Here is a 19,168-nt window from a genome sequence, read left to right as displayed (position 1 = left end):
AGTGTTCGGTCTCGTGACTTCTCCCGCTGGCTCCCTCCTGATCGCCGGTTCGATCGCCACCGACCACCTGATGACCTTCGGCGGCAAGTTCGCCGACTCCCTCGTCGTCGACCAGCTCGACAAGCTGTCGGTGTCGTTCCTGGTCAACGACCTCGAGATCCGCCGCGGCGGTGTGGCACCGAACATGTGCTTCGGCCTCGCCCGCCTCGGCCTCCGCCCCGTGCTGGTGGGCGCGGCGGGCGAGGACTTCGCCGACTACCGCTCGTGGCTGGAGCGCCACGGGGTCGACTGCGACTCGGTGCACATCTCCGAGTCCAAGCACACCGCGCGCTTCGTCTGCACCACCGACAGCACCATGGCCCAGTTCGCCTCCTTCTACCCCGGCGCGATGGCCGAGGCCGCCCAGATCGAGCTGGCTCCGATCGTCGAGCGGGTCGGTGCACCGGCCTACGTGCTCATCGGCGCCGACGACCCCGAGGCCATGCGTCGCCACACCCACGAGTGCCGCCAGCGCGACTACCCCTTCATCGCCGACTGCTCCCAGCAGCTCGCCTTCGCCGAGGGCGACCTGATCCGCGACCTCATCGAGGGCGCGGCCATCTTGTTCTCCAACGAGTACGAGTCGCACGTGATCGAGAAGAAGACCGGGTGGAGTGCCGAGGAGATCCTCGAGCGCGTCGACATCCAGGTCACCACGCTCGGCAAGGACGGCGTGCGCGTCACCCTCAAGGACGGCACCTCGTTCGAGGTGGCCGCCGCCACGGGCGTCAACGCCGTGGAGCCCACCGGCGTGGGCGACGCGTTCCGTGCCGGCTTCCTCGCGGCGCTGTCGTGGGGCACCACGCTCGAGCGCGCCTCCCAGGTGGGCTGCGTGCTCGCCGCCTACGTGGTCGAGACGGTCGGCACCCAGGAGTACGACTTCACCGCCGAGCAGTTCGTCGAGCGCGTGCGCGTCTCCTACGGCGACGAGGCGGCTGCGGAGATCGGCGGCTTCGTGCGCTGAGCTGGCCTCGTCCCCTCACCCCTGCGGCGGCGTGCCCGGCCGCCTCGCCCAGCGCGCCTATCCGGCGACGCGGACGAGGTAGCGGGGCACGCCGTCGTCGGTGAGGTCCTCGCCGAGGTAGCTCTGGCCCCTCATCCGACACCACGCCGGCACGTCGTGGCGCGCGGCGGGGTCGCGAGCCACGACCGCCAGCACGCCTCCGGGCGCAACCCTCGGCAGTGCCCTGCCGAGCTCGATCACCGGCCGCGGGCAGGGCAGGTCGCGGCAGTCCAGCTCGACGTCCACCGCGGGCATGCTCACAGACCCTCCCGGGAGCGGATATCGGCCACGATCTCGGTCACGGCCCGGCACAGGCCGTCGACGTCGGCCTCCTCGGTGTCGCGGCCCACCGAGACCCGGACGTTGCCGTGCGTCAGCGCTCCCACCGCGGCGAGCACGTGGCTCGGTTCGAGCGTGGACGCCGTGCACGCCGAACCGCTCGCCACCGCGTAGCCGCGCCGGGCCAGCGCGTCGACCAGCTCGTCGCCGGCCACGTACAGGCACGAGAAGGTCAGCACGTGCGGGAGCCGGTGCACGGGGTCGCCCACCAGCTCGAGATCCGGCACCTCGGCCAGCGCCGCGCGGGCGCGGTCGATGAGCGCGTGCTGGCGTGGTGCGGTCTCGGCAGACTCCGCGAGCACGGCCTGCAGGGCGGCGGCCGCCGCCAGCGCGGCCGGCACGTCCGGGAAGGGCGACTCGTCCACGGCGTCCTCGCCCGGGAACGGGTTGCGCCAGCGGGTGCCCCGACGCACCACCAGCACACCTACGCCGCTGGGCCCGCCCCACTTGCGCGCCGATGCCGCGAGCACCGACCAGCGCCGGGGGAGCGGCCCCCGGCCGACCGCCGCCGCGGCGTCCATGAACACCGGCACGCCCGCGGGCACGTCGAGCTCGTCCACCGGCTGGAGGGTGCCGATCTCCTGGTTGCCCGCCTGCACGGCCACGGCGCCCACGCCGTCCACGCGGGCAGCGGCGGCGAGCGCCTCGACGTCCACGCGTCCCGTGCGGTCGACGCCGACGGCGGCGTGGGCGTCGTGCTCGCGCCAGGCGAGCGCGTGCAGCACCGCCGAGTGCTCCACGGCCGTGTGCACGATGCCGCCACGCCCCGAGGAGGCGGTGAGCCCGAGCAGGCCGCGGTGGACGGCGCTCGTGCCCGACGCCGTGAACCCGACCTCCTCCGGGTCGACCTCCAGACACTCCGCGATGGCGGCTCGCGCGTTGTCGAGCAGGAGCCGCGCGTCGCGACCGGGGGCGTGGCGCCGCCGGGGGTCGGCCCATCCGCGGGCCAACGCGGCCTCGAGGACGTCGCGCGCGGCCGGGTGGAGCGGTTCGGCCGACGCCGCGTCGAGGTAGCTCGCGGAGATGATCGTCACACCGCGTCAGCCTAGGTGCACGCTGTTCCCGCGTGGAGACCGCCTGCTGCAGCGCGGATCGGACCATGCGCACCTGGAACGGGGACGGGCCTGCGGCCGGCCGGCGGGAACCCTCGGATAGACTTACGACGTTCAGATCACCGAGAGGAAGGCTCGTTCGTGGGCTGGTGGCACCCCGAGCGCACACGGGACGGTCGACGCGCGCGTCGCCTGGGCCCGGTGGCCGGATTCGTCGTACTCGCGTTCGCCCTCACGGGGTGCTCCTCCGACTCCCAGTGGGAGCGGTTCGGCATGCCGGAGATCAAGTCGGAGCAGGGTGTCCACATCCTGCACCTGTGGCAGGGCGCATGGATCGCCGCGCTCGTCACGGGCGTCGTGACCTGGGCCCTGATCATCGGGGTACCGCTCTACTACCGCCGTCGCAGCGAGGACGAGGTCCCCGTGCAGACGCGCTACAACCTGCCGATCGAGATCTTCTACACGATCTTCCCGGTCATCATGGTGATCGCGTTCTTCTCGCGCACCGTCGACGTGCAGAACACCGTCCTGGACGACAAGAAGCCCGACGTGGTCGTCTACGTCGTCGGCCAGAAGTGGTCGTGGACGTTCAACTACCCCGACACCCCGCAGGCCGACGGCAAGAACGTCTACATCTCCGGCACCGGCGACAAGATCCCGCAGCTCGTGCTGCCGGTGAACAAGACCGCCGAGTTCCAGCTGCGCAGCCCCGACGTCATCCACGACTTCGGCGTCCCCGCCTTCGCGATGAAGATGGACGTCATCCCGGGCCGCGAGAACCACTACCAGATCAAGCCCACTGAGACCGGCACGTACGCCGGCAAGTGCTACGAGCTCTGCGGTGCCTACCACTCGCGGATGCTCTTCACCGTCAAGGTCGTGAGCCAGGCCGACTACGAGAAGTTCCTCGCCGGTCTCGCCGCCGATCCCGCGAGCGTCTCCGACGAGCCTGTCGTGGGCGGTCGCTACGCGAACGAGCTCATCAACACTGAGGAGGGGTGACGAATGGCCGCGGTCCTTCGTAACGCCGACATCCCCGCGCGCAAGCCGCTCGGGCAGCAGGTCGTGCGGGTCCTCACCACGACCGACCACAAGCTGATCGGCAACCTGTACTTCGGCACGGCGATGTTCTGGTTCATGGCCGGCGGCATCATGGCCCTGCTGATCCGGTCCGAGCTCGCCTACCCGGGCAGCCAGGTCGTCAACGAGGAGCTGTACAACCAGCTCTTCACGATGCACGGCACGATCATGCTGCTGCTCTTCGCGACGCCGCTGTTCTTCGGTTTCGGCAACGCGCTGATGCCCCTGCAGATCGGTGCTCCGGACGTCGCGTTCCCGCGCCTGAACATGTTCAGCTACTGGCTGTACCTCTTCGGCGGCCTGATCGCCGCGGCGGGCTTCCTCACCCCCTCCGGTGCGGCCTCGTTCGGCTGGTTCGCCTACGCGCCGCTCTCCGACGCGGTCAACAGCCCCGGCGTGGGTGGCGACCTGTGGATCATGGGCCTGTGGCTCGGTGGTCTCGGCACCATCCTCGGCGCGGTCAACTTCATCACCACGATCATCTGCATGCGCGCGCCCGGCATGACGATGTTCCGGATGTCGATCTTCACCTGGACCGTGCTGATCACCGCGATCCTGGTGCTCATCGCGTTCCCGATCCTCGCCGGTGCGCTGCTCTCGCTCGAGGCCGACCGCATCCTGGGTGCCCACGTCTTCGACTCCGCCACCGGCGGCGCGATCCTGTGGCAGCACCTGTTCTGGTTCTTCGGGCACCCCGAGGTGTACATCATCGCCCTGCCGTTCTTCGGCATCATCTCCGAGATCCTGCCGGTGTTCAGCCGCAAGCCGATCTTCGGCTACATCGGCCTGGTCGGTGCGACGCTCGGCATCGCGATCCTCTCGGTGGCGGTGTGGGCGCACCACATGTTCGTCACCGGCGGCGTGAACCTCGCGTTCTTCTCCGGCATGACGTTCCTCATCGCTGTGCCCACCGGTGTGAAGTTCTTCAACTGGATCGGCACGATGTGGGGCGGATCGGTGCGCATGGACACGCCGATGCTGTGGTCGATCGGCTTCCTGACCACCTTCCTGTTCGGTGGCCTGACGGGCATCATCCTCGCCAGCCCGCCGCTCGACTTCGCCGTGTCCGACTCCTACTTCGTGGTGGCGCACTTCCACTACACCGTCTTCGGCACCGTGGTCTTCGCGATGTTCGCGGGCTTCTACTTCTGGTGGCCCAAGTTCACCGGCAAGATGCTCGACGAGCGTCTCGGCAAGATCCACTTCTGGCTGCTGTTCGTCGGCTTCCACACCACCTTCCTGGTGCAGCACTGGCTCGGCATCGAGGGCATGCCCCGTCGTTACGCCGACTACCTGCCCAGCGACAACTGGGAGTTCCTCAACCAGGTCTCCACCGTGGGCGCCTTCCTGCTGGCCAGCTCGATGCTCCCCTTCTTCTACAACGTCTACGTCTCGGCCAAGGGTCCCCTGGTCGGCACCGACGACCCGTGGGGTTGGGGCCGGTCCCTGGAGTGGGCCACCTCGTGCCCGCCGCCGCGCCACAACTTCAACTCGATCCCGCGGATCCGTTCGGAGTCGCCGGCCTTCGACCTGCACCACCCTGAGATCGCGGCCATCGAGATGTACGACAACCCGGCCGACGAGCTGGTCACGGAAGGCGGCGCACGATGAAGATCGAGTCCTGGATCTTCGGGGTCACCACCGTCTTCCTGGTCCTGGTCAGCCCGGCCTACTGGTTCATCACCGACGCCGGCGAGTCCGGTGCCGACTGGACCGGAACGTCGGCACTGGTCATGACCACGCTCCTGACGGCGATGCTGTGGCTCTACCTCGGCTTCCACGCGCGCCGCATGGATGCTCGGCCCGAGGACCGCGAGGACGCCGAGGTCGCCGACGGTGCCGGCGAGCTGGGCTTCTTCCCGCCCTACTCGTGGTGGCCCCTGTGGTGCGCGGCGGCGCTGGCCGTCGTGACCTTCGGTATCGCCGTCCAGGCGTGGTGGCTGTTCATCATCGCGATCGTGCTGGGCGCGGTGGCCCTGTCGGGGTGGATCTTCGAGTACTACCGCGGCGAGTACGCCCACTGAGGCGATCGCATCGCTACGCCGACGGCGGCGTCGGACCTGCTAGAGGTCCGACGCCGCCGTCGTCGTTGCGAAGGCGGTCCTGGCGACACTGGCGGGTATCGTCTGAGGAGTGCTCGTGACTTCCACCCCTGTTCGACGCGGCCTCGGCGCTGTGGCTCTGCTCGCGGCTGTGACCTCCACGCTCTCCGCGTGCGACGGGTCAGGTTTCTCGTCGTCGTCCGAGACCCCGCGCCCCTCCGCTGCTTCGTCCTCGGCCGCGGCGCAGCCCGTGGACATCACGACCAACCCCGCCCAGGGGGCCACGGGCGTCGGCGTCGACACCGTGGTGAAGGTCGGCGCCCGCGGTGGAGACCTCACCTCGGTGGTGGTGCGATCCAAGGCCGGCCCCGTGCCCGGCACGCTCGCCGACGACGGGTCGTCGTGGACGGCGAGCGGTCGCCTCGAGCCCGGCACCCGCTACCGGATCCACGCCGTGGCCACCGACCAGGCCGGGGAACGGCAGGAGAGCGACACCCTGTTCACGACGCAGAACCTCACGCTCGACCAGCAGACCTACCCCTCGGTCGCGCCCCTCGACGGTGAGACCGTCGGGGTCGGCATGCCGGTGGTCGTCAGCTTCGACCTGCCCGTCGCCGACAAGGCGGCGTTCGAGAAGCACATGGTGGTCACCTCGACCCCTGCCCAGGCGGGCGGGTGGCGCTGGGTGAGCGACCGCGAGGCGCACTGGCGCCCGCGCTCCTACTGGAAGGCCGGCACCAAGGTGAAGGTCGCCGTCGACGTCAACAGCGTGCCGGCAGGCAACGGCATCTACGGCCAGGAGGACCGCGACATCGACTTCGCGGTCGGTGCTGCGCACATCTACCGTGTCAACGCCAAGACGCACCGGATGAAGGTCTACAACGACGGTCGTCTCGTCCGCACCCTCCCCATCACCACCGGCAAGCCCGGGTTCATCACCCGCTCAGGCACGAAGGTGATCATGGAGAAGTTCGCCAGCCGCCGGATGAACTCCGAGACCGTCGGCATCCCTCAGGGTTCCTCCGAGGCCTACGACCTCGACGACGTGAAGTGGGCCATGCGGCTCACCAGCTCGGGCGAGTTCATCCACGCCGCCCCGTGGTCGGTCGGCTCGCAGGGGCGGGAGAACGTCTCCCACGGATGCACCGGCATGTCCACCGCCGACGCCAAGTGGCTCTACGACCGCAGCCGCCGCGGCGACGTGGTCGAGTACGTCGGCACGGATCGTCCGATGACGGCCGACAACGGCTGGGGTGACTGGAACCTCCCGTTCTCGAGCTACCAGCAGAGCGACGCCTGAGCAGCGTCCCCAGCGCTCAGAGCACCACGACCGCGGTGGAGACGCGTCCTGCGGTGAAGTCCCACACCGTGCGCGCCATGCGTGCGCTGAGGCGCACGCATCCCGACGACTCGCCGCGCAGGTCGGTGCCGAGGTAGTACTCCGCGTGCAGGGGAGCGCCCCCGGCGACGTGGCGCGGGATCCGGTGGAAGCCGATGCCGCAGGGTGCGAAGCGCACGAAGTGGTCGAGGTAGAGGTTGCCGTGCGCGCTGCGGTTGAGCCGCACTCGGGCAGGGCGACCGCACTGCGACCCGGTGCGGTAGCGGCCCCGCTTCAGCACGCCGGGGTTGTCAACGATCCCGCCCTGCGCCACGACGCGGCCGGTGTCGGCGACCAGCCAGATCCAGGACTGCCGCTGGCTGAGGACGACGCGTCGTCCACGCCCGGAGGCCCGCGGGACGGGGCGGAGGTCGCACCGCTGCGCGCGAGCTGAGGCCAGGAGACGACGTGTGGGCGCGTCAGGCTGGCCGGTGGCGCGCAGTCCGTGCCGGGTCTGCACCCGGACGAGCGCGCTGCGGGTGTGATCCCCCAGGCGGCCATCGGCGGGACCCGGATCGCAGCGCAGCTGCTGCAGTCGCTGCTGCACCCGGGTCAGGGCGGGGGAGCGGGGCGCGTCCGACGTCCTCGTCGCGGCGGCGGCGGCAGGGCGCGTGCCGTGCGCGGCGGCGCGCGGGACAGTCGTGAGCGCGGTCGTCGAGGCGACGACCACGGCTGTGGTGATGAGGGTGACCGCCAGGTTGCGGCAGGGGGAGCGTCGGAGCACGGGCGTGATCTCCTCGATCGTGCTCAGGCGTGCCGCCCGAGCGGGGAGTGCCCGGGAACGACGACGGGCGCCGCCCATCCTCGCACTGCGAGGTGGACGGCGCCCGTCGTCTGATGCGATCGGCGCCTGAGGATCAGGCGTCGGGACCGTGCCGGTTGGGGCCGGCAGCGATGTGCGCCTCGAGCTCGTGGAGCTCGTGCTCGGCGTGGTGCTGGCCCTCCTCGAGCTCGGCGAGGGTCGGCTTCTGCACGTTGTCGGCGTAGAAGGCCGTCTGCAGGCGAGCCCGCAGCTTGCGCAGCCGCAGCGCACGACCCTCGAGGCCGAGGGCCTCGATCTCCTCCGGGGTCTCCGGGATCGGGTCGCGCTCGCGAGCGGTGAGCGTGTAGGCCTTCTCGTTCGACAGCGGCAGGTGCTTCTCCGCGTAGGCGCCATCGGGCGAACGGACCAGCACGCCGGTCTCGTAGCCGTGGAGCAGCTTCGCCTCGTCGTGACGCTGGAGCGAGATGCACCAGCGTCGCGTGATGATGAAGGCGATCACGGGGCCGACGAACAGCGCGACCCGCAGGAAGTACGTGATCTGGTTGATGCTCAGGTGAAGCTTGATGGCGATGATGTCGTTGCCGCCACCGGCCCAGGCCAGACCGTAGAAGGTCATCAGCGCGACCATGATGGCCGTGCGAGTCGGGGCGTTGCGCGGGCGCTCCAGCAGGTGGTGCTCGCGCTTGTCACCGGTGATCCACGACTCGATGAACGGCAGCGCCATCAAAATCATGAGCATCAGCGGCGGCATCACCAGGATGGGGATCATCACGTTCCACGAAATCGTGTGACCGAACAGGTGGGTCTCCCAGCCCGGGATGATGCGCAGGAGGCCGTCGGGCCATCCCATGTACCAGTCGGGCTGCGAGCCTGCCGTGACCTTGGAGGGGTCGTAGGGGCCGTACTTCCAGACCGGGTTCAGCGTGAAGAGACCGCCCATGAAGGCGCAGATGCCGAACACGATGAAGAAGAAGCCACCCGCCTTGGCGGCGTAGACCGGGAGCATCGGGTAGCCGACGACGTTCTGCTCGGTGCGACCGGGTCCAGGCCACTGCGTGTGCTTGTGGTAGACGAGCAGCAGCATGTGAGCCGCGACCAGGGCGAGCAGGATGCCCGGGATCAGCAGGATGTGGATGGCGTACAGGCGCGGGATGATCGAGTCACCCGGGAACTCACCGCCGAACAGGAAGAACGACAGGTAGGTGCCCACGACCGGCGTGGCCTTGATGAAGCCGTCGGCCGCGCGGATACCGGTGCCCGAGAGCAGGTCGTCGGGCAGCGAGTAGCCGGTGAAGCCCTCGATGGTGCCGAGGAGCAGCAGCAGGCAGCCGATGACCCAGTTGAGCTCGCGAGGCTTGCGGAACGCGCCGGTGAAGTAGACGCGCATCATGTGGATCATCATCGAGGCGATGAAGATCATCGCGGCCCAGTGGTGCATCTGCCGCAGGAGCAGACCGCCGCGCACGTCGAAGGAGATCTCGAGGCTCGAGGCGTAGGCCGCGGACATGTGCACGCCGCGCAGCGGGTCGTAGGACCCGTTGTAGGTGACCTCCTGCATGCTCGGGTCGAACCAGAGCGTGAGGAAGACACCGGTCAGCAGGAGGACCACGAAGCTCCACAGGGCGATTTCGCCCAGCATGAACGACCAGTGGTCGGGGAAGACCTTGCGCAGGTTCTTCTTCATGGCGGTGCCGAGCCCGAGACGCTCGTCCGCCCAGTTCGCGATCGCGCCCGCAGCCTTGGCGCCCTTGGGGCTGGCTGGGGTTGAACCGTTGGTGGTCGCGACCTTGCTCACATCAACGCTCATAGTAGTCACGCTCCCAGAAGCTCGGCCCGACCGGCTCGTCGAAGTCGCTCGCGGCGACCAGGTAGCCCTCGTCGTCCACGGCCAGCGGGAGCTGGGGGAGCGGACGGCCGGCAGGGCCGAAGAGGACCTTGCCGGAGTCGGCGAGGTCGAAGGTCGACTGATGGCACGGGCACAGCAGGTGGTGGGTCGTCCGCTCGTTGAGCGAGATCGGGCATCCGACGTGGGTGCAGATCTTCGAGTAGGCGACGATTCCGTTGACCGACCAGTTCTCACGGCTGGAGCCGTCGGCGGCCTTACCCGGCTTGATGTCGCGCGGGTCCATGCGCAGCAGGATCAGGGAGGCCTTGGCCTTCTGAGTCTGCAGTTCGATGCCCTCGACCTCGGCGGGGTCGATGCCGTAGCGCTCAGGGTTCTTGAGCGCGTCGGGCTGGCAGTTCACCAGGTCGCCGATCTCGAGGTCGGAGGCCAGGATGGGGGTCCAGATGCCGTCACGCACGATGCGCATCGGGGCATCGGCGGTGCCGCGGCCCCAGATCGTGCTGAGCAGCTTGTCGCCCGGGAGCGGACCGAGGTCGCGCAGGACGACGATCGCCGGCAGGCCGAGCAGGCCCACCGCGCCGAGCAGCGAGTTGCGGATCAGCGGGCGGCGTCCGATGCCGGACTCCTCGAGACCGTCGTTGAGCGCCTCGATGGTCTGCTCGCGGTCCTCGTCGCTCGAGCGCGCGGGGTGGCGCATCTCGACCATCTCGTGGTCGGCCATGAGCTTGCGCGCCCAGTGGATGACGCCGACGCCGATGAGCATCATGGCCAGGCCCAGCGTCACACCGAGGACGATGGTCGAGGCGCCGAAGCCGGCCACCACGCTCCAGTTGTCATCGATGTCGAGGGTGAAGTAGCCGACGAGGAACAACACCGTGCACACGGCCGAGGCGCCGAACAGCGAGGCGACCTGGCGCTCAGCGCGCTTCTCCGCCGCCGCGTCGACGTCGGTGGGGCGCCACTGGTGCTCGGGCAGGCCGGGGTCGGGGATCGGCTCGATGGAGGAGTCGGCCTTCTCCAGCTCCGAGCCGGGGGTGTCGCGGTGGTCGATGCTCACGTCGTCACCTCGTCCTTCTTCTTGGTGGACCGCGTGGTGTGGGCCGCGATCCAGATCGCGAAGGCGACCAGGCCCCCGATGCCGACGACCCAGGCGATGATGCCCTCGCTCACCGGACCGAGGCTGCCGAGCGTGAGGCCGCCGTAGTTGGGCGACTTGTTGAGGGTCTCGAGGTAGGCGATGACGGCCTTCTTGTCCTCCGGCGGGATGTTGCCGTCGGAGAAGGTGTCCATCGACTGCGGGCCGGTGAGCATGGCTTCGTAGATGTGGACGGGCTCCACGCCGCGGATCTTGGGCGCGTAGCCGCCCCGCGGCATCGCTCCGCCGGAGCCCTCGAAGTTGTGGCAGGCGGTGCAGTTGGCCAGGAAGATCTGGCTGCCGCGGGTGACGAGCTCGTCGAGCTCGTCCTTCGGGATCCCCTCAGTGGAGTAGAGCTCCTTGTCGGGGATGGCGGGGCCGGTGCCCAGGGAGGCGACGTAGGCCGACAGCGCCGCGATCTCCTCCTTGGTGTAGACGACCTTCTTGCGCGGGGCCTGGCCGCCGGGCTGGGCCATCGGCATGCGGCCGGTGCCCACCTGGAAGTCGACCGATGCGGCGCCGACGTCGGTCAGCGCGGGGCCGTACTGCTTGCCGTTCTGGGTGAGGACGCCCTCGCCGTTCTGGCCGTGGCAGAACGCGCAGCCCACGAGGAAGAGCTTGCGGCCCTCCTGCACGAGCGCCTTGTTGTCCTGGCTGGAGTCGGCCTGGGCCGGCGCCAGGGCTGCGTACAGGCCGCCGGTGAGCAGCAGTCCGCAGACCAGGACGAGCAGACCCGCGATGGGGCCGCGACGGTGCCGGGACAGTCGTCCGGCGGATCGGTTGATGAGTCGCACAATCAGTCCTTGCAGTCCTTGCAGCAGGTGCGGTTCGGATCGGTTGCGGGGCGCAGCGGGGGCTGGGTACTGCTGGAAAATTCAGGGGTGGTCACGCGCATCACTTCACCAGGTAGATCGTGGCGAACAGGCCGATCCACACGACGTCGACGAAGTGCCAGTAGTACGACACGACGATCGCGCTGACGGCCTGTTCGTGAGTGAACCGGCGGGCCAGGTAGGTGCGTCCGAGGACGAAGAGGAAGGCGATCAGACCGCCGGTCACGTGGATGCCGTGGAAGCCGGTGGTCAGGTAGAACATCGTGCCGTAGCCGTCCTTGGGGATGGTGACGCCCTCGTGGATGAGCTCGGTGTACTCCAGAGCCTGGCCGCCGATAAAGATGGCGCCCATGACGTAGGTGGTGATGAACCACTCGCGCAGGCCCCACTTGCTCACCTGGAAGAGCGAGCCGAGCCGCCCGACCTGGCCGCGCTCGGCGGCGAAGACGCCCAGCTGGCAGGTGAACGACGACAGCACCAGGATCGTGGTGTTGATCGAGGCGAAGGGCACGTTCAGCAGCTCCGTGTTCTCGGCCCACATCTCGGGCGCCACGGAACGGATCGTGAAGTACGACGCGAACAGCGCCGCGAAGAACATCAGCTCGCTGGACAGCCAGATGATCGTGCCGACCATGACCATCGAGGGTCGGTCGTGCTGGCCGTGGAGCCGGGAGGCCGGGAGAGTTGCCGAAGCTGAGATCGCCACCCTCACATTATGCGGCAGGGATCCGCGCCGTTCACGCCGGACCCCAGGAAAGCGGTCGAGCGTCGTCCGTCGTCGTCCACAACGAACGACCCCTGCGAGCCGTTCCCCCGCGTGAACACGGGGTTGACGTGCAGCGACATCCGCCGACGCGCGTGGGAATCGTCACACGCCCGGGAGCGTCCGCACACGGAGTAGCATCTCGCGGGTGAGCTCTCCCAAGGCCGTGAAGGTGCTGGTCTACAGCGACGACGTGCACACCCGCGAGCAGGTGATCCTCGCGCTGGGGCGTCGTCCTCACCCCGACCTCCCCGAACTCGAGTACGTCGAGGTGGCCACGGAGCCGGTCGTCGTGCAGCAGATGGACGCCGGCGGCCTGGCGCTCGCGATCCTCGACGGTGAGGCGGTGCCCGCCGGCGGACTCGGGATCGCCAAGCAGATGAAGGACGAGATCCGCGACTGCCCGCCGCTGATCGTGCTCACCGGCCGTCCGCAGGACGCCTGGCTGGCCACGTGGTCGCGGGCCGACGGTGCGGTGCCGCACCCGATCGATCCGCTGCAGCTCGCCGAGACGGTGATCTCGCTGCTGCGCTCGCGCGTCCCGGCCTGATGAGCTGGCCCGACGTCCTCGGCGCCCTCGTCGCCGGGGAGGACCTCCAGCCTGCCCAGGCCCGCTGGGCGATGGGCGAGATCCTCGCGGGCGAGGCCTCGCCCGCCCAGATCGCGGGCTTCGTCGTGGCGCTGCGCGCCAAGGGCGAGACGGTCGCGGAGCTCAGCGCGATCGTCGAGGCGATGTACGAGGTGATGACGCCGATCAGCGTGCCGGGCCGCCTGCTCGACGTCGTCGGCACGGGCGGCGACCGCTCGTCGTCGGTCAACATCTCGACGATGTCGGCCATCGTGGCCGCCGGCGCCGGCGCTCGGGTGGTCAAGCACGGCAATCGCTCGGCGTCCTCGCAAGCGGGCACCGCCGACGTGCTGGAGAAGCTGGGCGTGCGCCTGGACCTGCCCGCCGAGCGGGTGGCGGAGGTGGCGCTGGAAGCCGGCATCACCTTCTGCTTCGCAGCCGCCTTCCACCCGGCGATGCGCCACGCGGCGGTCCCGCGCCGCGAGCTGGGCATCGGCACGGCGTTCAACGTCATCGGCCCGCTCGCGAACCCGACCCGCCCGGCGGCCCAGGCGATCGGCTGCGCCGACGCCCGGATGGCCCCGGTGATGGCCGGCGTGTTCGCCGGGCGCGGTGTCGACGCCTGGGTGTTCCGTGGCGACGACGGGCTCGACGAGCTCACCACCACGACGACCTCGCGGCTGTGGGTCGTCCACGGCGGCGAGGTCGTCGAGACCACGCTCGACCCGTCGGACCTCGGGCTGGCCCGGGCCACGGCCGAGGACCTCCGCGGCGGCGACGCCAGTCACAACGCCGATGTCGTACGACGGCTTCTTCAGGGCGAGACCGGTCCGGTGCGCGACGCGGTGCTGCTCAACGCGGGCGCCTCGCTCGCTGTGTACGACGCCCCGGGCGAGCCGGTGCAGGAGGCGTTGGCCGCCGGTATCGCGCGTGCCGCTGAGGCGATCGATTCGGGCGCGGCACGGGCGACCCTCGAGCGGTGGGTCGCTGCGTCGTCCTGATCGAGCGGCGCAGGCGGCGCGGGCGGCTCAGCTGGCGGTGCCCTGCGGGGGCACCAGCAGGAGCCAGGTGCCAGCGCGCTCGGACGTGCGCCAGCCGGTCACGGTGAGGGCCTCGGTCAGCGGCGCGGTGCGGGGCAGCACCGCCACACGGGGGTCGAGCCCACGCAGGGTGGTCCGCCAGCCGGGCGCGAGGCGGGCGAGCGCGTCGTAGCGGTCGAGCTCGCGGTCGGTGTACATGTCGCCGTAGGCGTGGATCGCGACGTCGAGCCCGGGATGGGTGTGCAGCAGGATCGTGCCCGCCTCGCGGTCGGTGAGCACCCGGCTGCCGGCTGGCAGCGCGGAGAGCCGGGCGTCGAAGGGTCGGAGGGCGTCGGCCGGCGCCCCGCGCTGCGGGAGCAGGGGAGCGGCGACGACGACGGCTGCGACGAGTGCCAGCCCGACGAACGTCTCCCGGGGTCCGACACGCGGAGGCCCCGGATGCTGTCGGCGACGCTCGCGGGCGGCGAGCACCACCGTGACGAGCGTGAACAGGGCGAGCGGCAGGGTGCGCGTGGAGTAGACCGCCAGGCCACCGCCCAGCGCGAGGAGCGCGACCTCGTACGGCGGCACCGCGCGCTCGACCACGAGCGCCAGCACCGCGAGCGCGAGGACGAGGGCCACCGGCGCCCCCGTGGCCGAGAGCAGCTCGGGCGCGCGCCACTCGTCGAAATGGCTCGCCCGGCCGTTGACCGTGACCACCTGGGCGAGCAGGGCGGGCCCGGCAGGGGTGAGGAGGGCGACGGCTCCCGTAGCTACGGGCACCGCGACCAGGGCGCGGGTGTCGCGTCGGGTGAGGCCGGCGCCCCGGCGCTGGGCGGCGACTCCCACCGCCAGCACGACGCTCGCCCCGACGCCCACGATCCACATGCCGTGACACATCGCCCAGACCCAGGTGAGCGGGACCAGCCACCACAGGCGCGCCGTGGAGGTGGCGCCGAGCGCGACGCCGCGCCACAGCGCGAGCAGCAGCGCCGCGAACAGGTAGCTGAGGACCTGCGGGCGCAGGGAGAGGAACGGCAGCGAGCCGAGCACGACCACCGCGGTCGCGACGGCGGCGCCGGCGGGAGTGGTGATGCGGCGCAGGGTGAGGTGGCACACGAGCGCGTAGGCGCCGACGAGCAGCGCCAGCAGCGCGGACAGCCCGGGATCGCCGAGGTGGTCGTCGATCCAGGCCAGGGCGGCCTCGGGGAGCCACTGGGTCGGCACCCACGCGGCGGTGGAGGCGACGCTCGGCTGGCCGGGCGCGCTGATCGACCAGCGCCCGGTGAGGAACTCCTCGCCGAGGCGCAGGTGGAAGTAGGTGTCGACCGCCCGGAACGGCGAGCGCGCCAGGGTGAGGACCGCCGCCGCGACCACGAGGCCGACCAACGGCGCGACGGCGCGGGCCAGCAGGGGGAAGCGGGGCGAGGCGTCGTCCGCGGGGAAGGCGGGGGGCACGGCCGGGCGGCCAGGCTCAGTCGAGGCCGAGGGAGAACGCGGCCTCGAGGTCGTGGCGCGAGTAGGCGCGGTAGGCGATGTGGGTCTCGGTGTCGACGACCCCGTCGACCTTGTTGAGGCGGTCGGCGACCACCGTGGCGACGTCGTCGTGGTCGCGCACGCGGATGAGCGCGATGAGGTCGATGCGACCGGTGACGGAGTAGACCTCGCTGACGCCCTCGAGCGCGGCGATGGCCTCGGCGACCTCGGGGATCCGCGCGGTCTCGGCCTGCACGAAGACGATGGCGGTGATCATGCGCTCACCCTAGGCCACCGCGAGGACGCCGAGCGGCCGCTGCGAGCGGGTGCCGTGGCCTCGGCCAGCACGTCGAGGTGGCGGCCCGCGCCGGCCACCGGGCACGCCCACTCGCCCTCGACGTCGACCAGCCGCACGCCCGGCGACTCCAGCCAGCGCAGGATGCGTTCGGACTCCTCGGCGCTGGCCGCGGGGGTGGGGCCGATCGCCGGCAGCACCGTCTCGGCGCTCGCGCGCAGCTGGTCGGTGTAGGCGAGGGCGTCGTGGCCGGGCGGGATGACCCCGGCGGCCGCCAGTCGGCCGTGCCGCACCACGTGGACGGCCCAGCGGCCGTCGTCCTCGCGGCGGGCCGCGACGACCTCGGGGCAGGCGGTGAGTGCTCGCAGGCGTTGCGAGCGCGCGGCCGCCCGGACGAAGGCGGCGAGGCGGTCGCGTTGCTCGGCGGCCTCCTCGAAGCGCTCCTCCTCGGCCAGCGAGCGCATGCGTGCGGAGACGAGCTCGACGAGGTCGTCGGGACGGTGGAGCAGGTTGTCGCGCACCTGGCGCACGAGTGCGGCGTAGCTCTGGAGGTCGACGCTGCCGTCGCAGGGGGAGAGGCAGCGCTGCATCTCGGCCAGCACGCAGGCCGTGCGCCGGGGCGAGCGCCCCAGCCGGTCGGTGCAGCGGCGCAGGGGGAAGACGTCGTGCAGCGCGGCGACCGCCTCCTCGGCCACGCGGCGCGACGAGAACGGCCCGACGTAGTCGGCGTCGTCATCGAGCACGCGGGGGACCAGCGACAACCGCGGCCACGGTTCGCGGGTGAGCTTGAGCCAGGTGACCTTCTCGGGGAAGCGCGAGCGGCGGTTGTAGGGCGGTTTGTGCTGGGCGATCAGGCGCAGCTCGCGCACCGCCGCCTCGAGGGGGGTGGCGCACGCGATGCCGTGCACCTCGCTGGCGAGTCGCACCATCTCGCCCATGCGGCTGCGCTTCTCGGAGGCGGTGAAGTAGGTGCGCACGCGGGTGCGCAGGTCGCGGGAGGTGCCGACGTAGAGCACCCGCTCGCGCTCGTCGCGGAAGAGGTAGACCCCGGGGGCGTGGGGGAGGTGGTCGGCGAGGTGGCGCTTGCGGCGGGTGGCCGGCGCGACCTTGGCCGAGTAGCCCTGCAGCTCCTCGAGCGTGTGGACGCCGAGCGTGCCCAGGCGCCCGATGAGCCCGTGGAGGACGTCGACGGTGGCGCGTGCGTCGGCCAGCGCGCGGTGGTTGGGCGTGGTGGAGGCGTCGAAGAGGCGTGCGAGCGTGCCGAGCTTGTGGTCGCGCACCTCGTCGCGCCCCACGACGTGGCGGGCCAGCTTGACGGTGTCGAGCACGTCGGGCTCGGGCCAGGCGATGGCGAGGGAGCGGGCGGCGTGGCGCAGGAAGCCGACGTCGAAGCGGGCGTTGTGGGCCACCAGCACGCTGCCCGCGGCGAACTCGAGGAAGGCCGGCAGGGCTGCGTCGATGCGGGGCGCGCCCGCCACCATCGGGTTGGTGATGCCGGTGAGCACGGCGATGAAGGCCGGGATGGCCGCGCCGGGGTTGACGAGGGTCTGGAACTCCCCGAGCACCTCGCCGCCGCGGACCTTCACGGCCCCGATCTCGGTGATGGCGTCGCCGTCGGCCGGCGACCCGCCGGTGGTCTCGAGGTCGACCACGCAGAAGGTGACCTCGTGCAGGGGGCGGCCCAGGGACTCGAAGGTGCGCTGCTCCTCGAAGCGGCGATGGGCCGTGCTCATGGCGGTGACGTTAGGCGGGACCTCCGACGCAAGGTCGCAGGCGGGCGTCGGCGGGTCGCTGGCCGACGTCGTCCGCGCACTCGTGTCGGACTTGTGTCGGAGGGTGTCGGCAGGCTGCCCGCCATGACGACGAGGATCGATTGCGACAGCTGCGTGATGCGCTCGCTGGCCTGCCACGACTGCGTGGTGACGGTGCTGCTCGGGCCGCCGCCCGAGCTGATGATCGACGATGAGGAGCTCCGCGCGCTCGACGTGCTGGCCGAGGGCGGCCTGGTGCCGCCGCTGCGGCTCGTGCGACCCGTCGACGGGCCGCCGCAGGTCGAGTCCGCCTGAGCGACGGCTCCGGTCGTGGCGGCGTGTGGGGCCGTCGGGATCGGAGCCATCCCCCGCGAGGCTGGTGTGGCAGGTGGTGCTGCTGCGGCTGGCGGTGCTCGTGTGACGTGAGGATCCGTCCGTCGCGCGGTGTGGGCGACGACACGCCCGATGCGGGTTTGGACCGCTCGCAGGGCGCCGTTAGGCTCAGCCGCCAGGTGTCTCGTGGAAGTGGACCGACCGGTCCGCGCGAGCACCGCGCTGAGTCCTCTGGCCGTCCGCGGTCCGAGGAGCCGGGGAACCAACCTTCCTGGGGTCAATCCCGCACGAGGCGCGACCAGCAGGCCCCACCGGGCCCGTCGGCGTCGCGAGGAGTGCGGGACGGGCGATGTCGTGTCCGAACCCGTCAGCTCACCCGGTAGGCGTACGACGAGACCGAAGGGGACCGCCAGCTCGTGCTGAACGGCCGCAACCGCATCACCGCATCGCTCGCTGCCCTCGCTGTCGCCGGCTCCATCGCCGTCGGCGTCTCCTCGGTCGGCTCCCCGGCCCAGGCCGAGCCCGACGTCGCCACCGTGCGCGACCGCGTCGAGAAACTCTTCCACCAGGCCGAGCAGGCCTCGGAGCGCTACAACGACGCCCGGCTCGAGCTCGCCGACCTCGACCAGGAGCTCTCCTCGCTGCAGGCCGACCAGGACCGCCAGGCGCGTCGTCTCGCCGGCGTGCGCTCCGAGGTCGCCGACGCGATCGTCGGCCGCTACAGCGGCGGTGAGCTCGGCGCCGCAGGCGGGCTGCTGTCCTCCGACAGCAACGACTTCCTCGACCAGGTCACGACCCTCGACACCGTCGACGGACTCCAGGAGTCGCTCCTCGCCGACTACGGCGACGAGCTGAAGGCCTACGAGATCCGCCGCGACCAGACCGAGGAGCGCCGCGACCGCGTGGCCGACGTCAAGAGCGACCTCGCCGCCGAGAAGAAGTCGGCGGACGACAAGCTGGCCGAGGCCAAGGGGCTGCTCGAGCGGCTCGAGGCCAAGGAGCGCGAGGCCATCTTGTCGCGCGGCTCCGAGCGGGTCCCGCTGTCCTCCATCCCGGCCTCCGGTCGCGCGAAGGCGGCCATCGCCTACGCGATGGCCCAGGTCGGCGACGCCTACGTCTACGGTGCCGCCGGCCCCAACGCCTTCGACTGCTCCGGGCTCACGATGATGGCCTGGGGACAGGCCGGCGTCGGTCTCCCGCACTCCTCGCGCGCGCAGTTCGCCGGCGGTGCCAAGGTCGCCAAGAGCGACCTGCAGCCGGGCGACCTCGTCTTCTACTACAGCCCGATCAGCCACGTCGGCATGTACATCGGCAACGGCCTCATCGTGCATGCGGCCAACCCGGGTGCGGGCGTCAAGGTCTCCAGCGTCGACGAGATGCCGTACGCCGGTGCGGTCCGTCCGGGCTGACCCCTCCGAGCCTGCACCGCGGGCAGGTCGTGCCGCCGGGCGTC

19 protein-coding genes and 1 riboswitch are annotated in these 19,168 nt (G+C 70.9%); of the genes, 9 read left to right on the top strand and 10 right to left on the bottom strand.

Going from position 1 to position 19,168, the window contains the following annotated elements; translation table 11 throughout:
• Positions 1-70: 70 nt before the first annotated feature.
• Entirely contained in the window at positions 71-1,003 is a 933-nt protein-coding gene (locus ACERUN_RS00590) for a carbohydrate kinase family protein (RefSeq protein WP_370287655.1), read from the top strand.
• A gap of 57 nt (positions 1,004-1,060) precedes the next feature.
• Here ACERUN_RS00590 and ACERUN_RS00585 read toward each other — a convergent pair whose 3' ends face one another.
• Entirely contained in the window at positions 1,061-1,297 is a 237-nt protein-coding gene (locus ACERUN_RS00585; protein WP_370287594.1) for a sulfurtransferase TusA family protein, read from the bottom strand.
• Between the two features lie 2 nt (positions 1,298-1,299).
• A complete protein-coding gene (locus tag ACERUN_RS00580) occupies positions 1,300-2,415 on the bottom strand; it encodes a cysteine desulfurase family protein (RefSeq protein WP_370287593.1) in 1,116 nt (371 codons plus the stop codon).
• A gap of 219 nt (positions 2,416-2,634) precedes the next feature.
• On the opposite strand from ACERUN_RS00580, the gene coxB reads away from it, so the two are divergent.
• The 4 genes from coxB (at position 2,635) to ACERUN_RS00560 (ending at position 6,855) form a co-directional block, all read left to right on the top strand.
• Positions 2,635-3,435, top strand: coding sequence for a cytochrome c oxidase subunit II (gene coxB / locus ACERUN_RS00575; RefSeq protein WP_370287592.1), 801 nt, complete (start codon positions 2,635-2,637; stop codon positions 3,433-3,435).
• Between the two features lie 3 nt (positions 3,436-3,438).
• Entirely contained in the window at positions 3,439-5,124 is a 1,686-nt protein-coding gene (gene ctaD / locus ACERUN_RS00570; protein WP_370287591.1) for a cytochrome c oxidase subunit I, read from the top strand.
• Positions 5,121-5,537 (top strand): cytochrome c oxidase subunit 4, encoded by a 417-nt coding sequence (locus ACERUN_RS00565; RefSeq protein WP_370287590.1) that lies wholly within the window; start codon positions 5,121-5,123, stop codon positions 5,535-5,537. Before ctaD ends, ACERUN_RS00565 begins: the two co-directional genes overlap by 4 nt.
• Positions 5,538-5,652: 115 nt before the next feature.
• Positions 5,653-6,855: an Ig-like domain-containing protein gene (locus tag ACERUN_RS00560; protein WP_370287589.1), complete on the top strand. Its 1,203-nt coding sequence runs from the start codon at positions 5,653-5,655 to the stop codon at positions 6,853-6,855.
• A 16-nt stretch (positions 6,856-6,871) separates the two neighbouring features.
• Here the strand turns inward: ACERUN_RS00560 and ACERUN_RS00555 are convergent, their stop codons facing one another.
• The 5 genes from ACERUN_RS00555 to ACERUN_RS00535 all read right to left on the bottom strand — a co-directional run bounded on the left by ACERUN_RS00555 (position 6,872) and on the right by ACERUN_RS00535 (position 12,210).
• Positions 6,872-7,657 carry a peptidoglycan-binding protein gene (locus ACERUN_RS00555; protein ID WP_370287588.1) on the bottom strand — a complete coding sequence of 262 codons (786 nt, stop codon included), beginning with the start codon at positions 7,655-7,657 and terminating at the stop codon, positions 6,872-6,874.
• Between the two features lie 133 nt (positions 7,658-7,790).
• Positions 7,791-9,503: a cytochrome bc complex cytochrome b subunit gene (locus ACERUN_RS00550; RefSeq protein ID WP_370287587.1), complete on the bottom strand. Its 1,713-nt coding sequence runs from the start codon at positions 9,501-9,503 to the stop codon at positions 7,791-7,793.
• Positions 9,493-10,593, bottom strand: coding sequence for a Rieske 2Fe-2S domain-containing protein (locus ACERUN_RS00545; protein WP_370287654.1), 1,101 nt, complete (start codon positions 10,591-10,593; stop codon positions 9,493-9,495). The genes ACERUN_RS00550 and ACERUN_RS00545 overlap by 11 nt, the downstream gene beginning before the upstream one ends.
• 2 nt (positions 10,594-10,595) lie before the next feature.
• Positions 10,596-11,471, bottom strand: coding sequence for a c-type cytochrome (locus ACERUN_RS00540; protein ID WP_370287586.1), 876 nt, complete (start codon positions 11,469-11,471; stop codon positions 10,596-10,598).
• Between the two features lie 100 nt (positions 11,472-11,571).
• Positions 11,572-12,210, bottom strand: coding sequence for a heme-copper oxidase subunit III (locus tag ACERUN_RS00535; protein WP_370287653.1), 639 nt, complete (start codon positions 12,208-12,210; stop codon positions 11,572-11,574).
• A gap of 211 nt (positions 12,211-12,421) precedes the next feature.
• Here ACERUN_RS00535 and ACERUN_RS00530 point away from each other — a divergent pair, with 211 nt between their 5' ends.
• Positions 12,422-12,823, top strand: a complete 402-nt coding sequence (locus ACERUN_RS00530; protein ID WP_370287585.1) for a hypothetical protein — start codon at positions 12,422-12,424, stop codon at positions 12,821-12,823.
• Entirely contained in the window at positions 12,823-13,842 is a 1,020-nt protein-coding gene (gene trpD, locus ACERUN_RS00525) for an anthranilate phosphoribosyltransferase (protein WP_370287584.1), read from the top strand. The genes ACERUN_RS00530 and trpD overlap by 1 nt, the downstream gene beginning before the upstream one ends.
• A gap of 27 nt (positions 13,843-13,869) precedes the next feature.
• Here trpD and ACERUN_RS00520 read toward each other — a convergent pair whose 3' ends face one another.
• The 3 genes from ACERUN_RS00520 to ACERUN_RS00510 are packed head-to-tail and all read right to left on the bottom strand — an operon-like array spanning position 13,870 to position 17,364.
• Positions 13,870-15,318, bottom strand: a complete 1,449-nt coding sequence (locus tag ACERUN_RS00520; RefSeq protein ID WP_370287583.1) for a hypothetical protein — start codon at positions 15,316-15,318, stop codon at positions 13,870-13,872.
• Positions 15,319-15,334: 16 nt separating this feature from the next.
• Complete coding sequence (locus tag ACERUN_RS00515; RefSeq protein ID WP_370287582.1) at positions 15,335-15,613, bottom strand: Lrp/AsnC family transcriptional regulator; 279 nt, start codon at positions 15,611-15,613, stop codon at positions 15,335-15,337.
• The gene (locus ACERUN_RS00510) at positions 15,610-17,364 is read right to left on the bottom strand and encodes a DEDD exonuclease domain-containing protein (RefSeq protein WP_370287581.1); all 1,755 of its coding nucleotides are present in this window, start codon (positions 17,362-17,364) and stop codon (positions 15,610-15,612) included. The genes ACERUN_RS00515 and ACERUN_RS00510 overlap by 4 nt, the downstream gene beginning before the upstream one ends.
• A 123-nt stretch (positions 17,365-17,487) precedes the next feature.
• Here ACERUN_RS00510 and ACERUN_RS00505 point away from each other — a divergent pair, with 123 nt between their 5' ends.
• Positions 17,488-17,697: a hypothetical protein gene (locus ACERUN_RS00505; protein WP_370287580.1), complete on the top strand. Its 210-nt coding sequence runs from the start codon at positions 17,488-17,490 to the stop codon at positions 17,695-17,697.
• Positions 17,698-17,925: 228 nt separating this feature from the next.
• Positions 17,926-18,117, top strand: a riboswitch (cyclic di-AMP (ydaO/yuaA leader).
• Positions 18,118-18,131: 14 nt separating this feature from the next.
• Entirely contained in the window at positions 18,132-19,124 is a 993-nt protein-coding gene (locus tag ACERUN_RS00500; RefSeq protein WP_370287579.1) for an NlpC/P60 family protein, read from the top strand.
• Positions 19,125-19,168: the final 44 nt, after the last annotated feature.

It is taken from the genome of Nocardioides sp., assembly GCF_964229035.1.
Lineage (GTDB): Bacteria > Actinomycetota > Actinomycetes > Propionibacteriales > Nocardioidaceae > Nocardioides.
The sequence above is the reverse complement of the archived record's forward strand: the minus strand, read 5'-3'. Positions and strand labels throughout refer to the sequence as shown.

What these genes read in the sequence shown, in the direction of transcription:
- ACERUN_RS00590 (WP_370287655.1), top strand. Translation starts at nt 71, where the DNA reads ATGACCTTCGGCGGCAAGTTCGCCGACTCCCTCGTCGTCGACCAGCTC.
- ACERUN_RS00585 (WP_370287594.1), bottom strand. Translation starts at nt 1,297, where the DNA reads ATGCCCGCGGTGGACGTCGAGCTGGACTGCCGCGACCTGCCCTGCCCG.
- ctaD (WP_370287591.1), top strand. Translation starts at nt 3,439, where the DNA reads ATGGCCGCGGTCCTTCGTAACGCCGACATCCCCGCGCGCAAGCCGCTC.
- ACERUN_RS00565 (WP_370287590.1), top strand. Translation starts at nt 5,121, where the DNA reads ATGAAGATCGAGTCCTGGATCTTCGGGGTCACCACCGTCTTCCTGGTC.
- ACERUN_RS00550 (WP_370287587.1), bottom strand. Translation starts at nt 9,503, where the DNA reads ATGAGCGTTGATGTGAGCAAGGTCGCGACCACCAACGGTTCAACCCCA.
- trpD (WP_370287584.1), top strand. Translation starts at nt 12,823, where the DNA reads ATGAGCTGGCCCGACGTCCTCGGCGCCCTCGTCGCCGGGGAGGACCTC.
- ACERUN_RS00515 (WP_370287582.1), bottom strand. Translation starts at nt 15,613, where the DNA reads ATGATCACCGCCATCGTCTTCGTGCAGGCCGAGACCGCGCGGATCCCC.
- ACERUN_RS00510 (WP_370287581.1), bottom strand. Translation starts at nt 17,364, where the DNA reads ATGAGCACGGCCCATCGCCGCTTCGAGGAGCAGCGCACCTTCGAGTCC.
- ACERUN_RS00505 (WP_370287580.1), top strand. Translation starts at nt 17,488, where the DNA reads ATGACGACGAGGATCGATTGCGACAGCTGCGTGATGCGCTCGCTGGCC.